4 protein-coding genes are annotated in these 2,712 nt (G+C 68.4%); 2 read left to right on the plus strand and 2 right to left on the minus strand.

The window, feature by feature from the left end; genetic code table 11:
* Positions 1-230 (plus strand): response regulator transcription factor (locus tag ETD83_RS41060; protein ID WP_138650642.1); only part of this gene is annotated, 230 nt, incomplete at its 5' end.
* A gap of 9 nt (positions 231-239) precedes the next feature.
* Here the strand turns inward: ETD83_RS41060 and ETD83_RS41065 are convergent.
* Both ETD83_RS41065 and ETD83_RS43340 read right to left on the minus strand, forming a co-directional pair.
* A complete protein-coding gene (locus ETD83_RS41065) occupies positions 240-866 on the minus strand; it encodes a hypothetical protein (RefSeq protein WP_138650643.1) in 627 nt (208 codons plus the stop codon).
* An 86-nt stretch (positions 867-952) separates the two neighbouring features.
* The gene (locus ETD83_RS43340) at positions 953-1,123 is read right to left on the minus strand and encodes a hypothetical protein (protein ID WP_171064732.1); all 171 of its coding nucleotides are present in this window, start codon (positions 1,121-1,123) and stop codon (positions 953-955) included.
* A 312-nt stretch (positions 1,124-1,435) separates the two neighbouring features.
* On the opposite strand from ETD83_RS43340, the gene ETD83_RS41070 reads away from it, so the two are divergent.
* Positions 1,436-2,712 (plus strand): beta-propeller fold lactonase family protein (locus ETD83_RS41070; protein ID WP_171064733.1); only part of this gene is annotated, 1,277 nt, incomplete at its 3' end.

The following is a 2,712-nucleotide window of genomic DNA, read 5'->3' on the forward strand; positions in this document are numbered from 1 at the left end:
GGTCCCCCGCCCTGTACGGGCTCTCCCGGCGCGAACTGGACGTGGCGCTCCTGGTCGCGGAGGGCCGGACGAACCTGCAGATCGCCGAGTCGCTCATCATCAGCGTCCGCGCGGTGGAATGCCACCTCAGCCACATTTTCGCCAAGCTCGGCGTCACCTCCCGCGCGGGCGTCTCCGCCGCCCTCCGCCGAGCCGGCAAGCCGGACCCGCACCCCGTACCGGCGTTCTGAAACGACCCGTCACGGGGATTGCAGCCAGAATTCGCGCAGATCGTAGAAGACCGCTTCCTGGTCGAAATGGGCCATCTGCTCGTCGCGCCAGGCTTTGTACTCCGGCGGCATCTCCGTTCGCTCGCCCTTGCGGGCCGCCTCGAGCGAGGTGAAGTAGGCCACGCCGGTGCAGGTGCCGTCGGGGTGAATGCAGAACATGCCGCCGATCATGTCGGGCCGCAGCCGCGTCAGCGTCCGCTGGGCCTCCTCGGGCACGTGCGGACGCACCGCCTCCCGGTCGCGGATGTGGGTCCGCAGGATCTGGACGAATCCCGCCTCGTCGGAGCCGCCCCGTCCGAACGTCTCCACGTCCGTGGACTCCTCGACGGTGACCTCGCCCTCGAAGAGGTCGGCGACCTCGTCCCACCACTGCCCCTGCGCGCGACTCCGGTCGTTGCGGTGGGCCGCGCGCGGAGAGTCGAAGCGCATCAGGTTGAAGTAGACCCCGTCAGCGGTCACTCCGCCGGTGCTGCCCAGCCATCCCCGGGCCCGGGGAGCGACCTCCCGGTGCCAGCGGTCGGCGGCCTCGCACAGGCGCGCCGCGTCGCCCGTCCGGCCCTTGACCACCTGGACACACGTCTTACGCTGGCCAAACACCTTTCTGACGGTACCGATCGCGGCGCAAACCTGACGTCATCCCCAGTTGAAGATCCGACCGAGGCGCCGGACGGGAACGTCCCAGGTCAGGCCGGGTATCGGGTGGCCTCGTCGACCTCCGTGCTACCCGGATCCGCGATCACCTGAGGCTTGGGCGGAACCTCCTGCCCCGCCATCGTGTCCTCCAGCCGGATACGCGGCGGAAGGCTACGCCACCGCTCCGCCCCACGCTCGTGCGCCCGCTCGTCATCGCTCATAAGGCCATAATGCGCCCTCGAACGACATTCCAGACACCCCCACCGCCACCTTCACTCCGACCGGCCTACGCGCACACCCTGCGCGACACCGAAAAATGCCATTTACCCGCGCCACCCTCATCACGGCCTCCGGGGAGTCGAGCCCGGTCTGGATTGAACCAGGACAGCGCGCCTTCCGTGACCATTAGCAAGGGTCACACAGATGGCGACGGGAAGGTCAGCCAAATGAAGGGTCGAAGCCGCGTCCTGGGTTGCTTACTCAGTGCAGTCATAGCGACACCGATCGTCCAGGCATCCGCCTCGGCGGGAACGGTGTCCGAGCCGCCGAGCCGCCGGAACGCGCTGTACGTGCTGCATCTGTTCTCCAACGACATCACCACTTTCACACTCGACTCCAAGGGGCGGCCCACCCCGATCGACCGTGTAACGACCGGCACCGGGCCACGCGGTTTCGTCTTCACACCCGACGGGCGCAGGGCCTACACGGCCAACGGAGGCGACGGCACGATCTCCGGCTATACGGTCGACGATCGAGGCAAACTCGCCCCGCTGGGCGAACCAGTCCCGGTCGGAGGACAGGTGCCTTTCGGCATTGCCATAGCCCCGGACGGCAAGACGCTTTATACCGCCAATCTGAATTCCGGCACCGTCTCGGCCCTGTCAGTCGACGCGAACGGAAAACCCCACCTCATCGGCACACCGGTGCCGACCGGATCCCCCCAACCGCGCACCGTGTCGGCCTCGGCGGACGGACGATTCGTCTTCGTCAGCCACGGCCTCCCCGCCAAAGGACGCGCGGACGACATGGTCGTGCTCGCCGTCCGCCCCGATGGCGGCCTGAAGCGCACCACAATTCCAAACGTCCCGGTCGGCTCCGGCGGAAACGGATCCGACATCACCCCGGACGGCCGGTTCATCTACGTCGCGAGCACCGGATCGGACGTCGTGTACGGCTACCGCATCGCCCATGACGGCAGCCTCTCGTCCATTCCCGGCTCGCCGTTCCCCACCGCCGTCTTCCCCGAGGACGCGGCGGTCACGCCGGACGGCCGGCACCTCTACGTCACCAGCCCGAACCACGACACCACGGTCACACGCAACGTGACCGCCTTCTCCATAGGACGGGACGGCGTACTGCAAGCCGTCCCAGGCTCGCCCTTCGAATCAGCAGGCGCGTCCGTGGGAATCACTCCCAGCCGAGACGGCCGGAGACTCTACGTGGGCAACTTCGAGACCCACGACCTTGCGGCCTTCGACATCGGCAAGACCGGCGTGCTCACCCAGCTCGCGGGCTCACCATTCCCGACCGGCGGCAGCAACCCCACATTCCAGGGCGTCTCCGTCCCACCCGACCAGGGCCCGAAGGCGGCCTTCCAGAGCACCATCACCGACCGCACCGCCCGCTTCGACGGCACCGCCTCCGCCGACCCCGACGGCACGATCGCCCGCTACGACTGGACCTTCGGCGACGGCGCCGCGCTGCCGAACGGCGGCCCGTACCCCACCCACACCTACCGGCGACCCGGCACCTACCAGGCCACCCTCACCGTCACCGACGACGAGGGCTGCGCCACCGCCTTGATCTTCAC

It is taken from the genome of Actinomadura soli (genome assembly GCF_005889715.1).
Lineage (GTDB): Bacteria > Actinomycetota > Actinomycetes > Streptosporangiales > Streptosporangiaceae > Spirillospora > Spirillospora soli.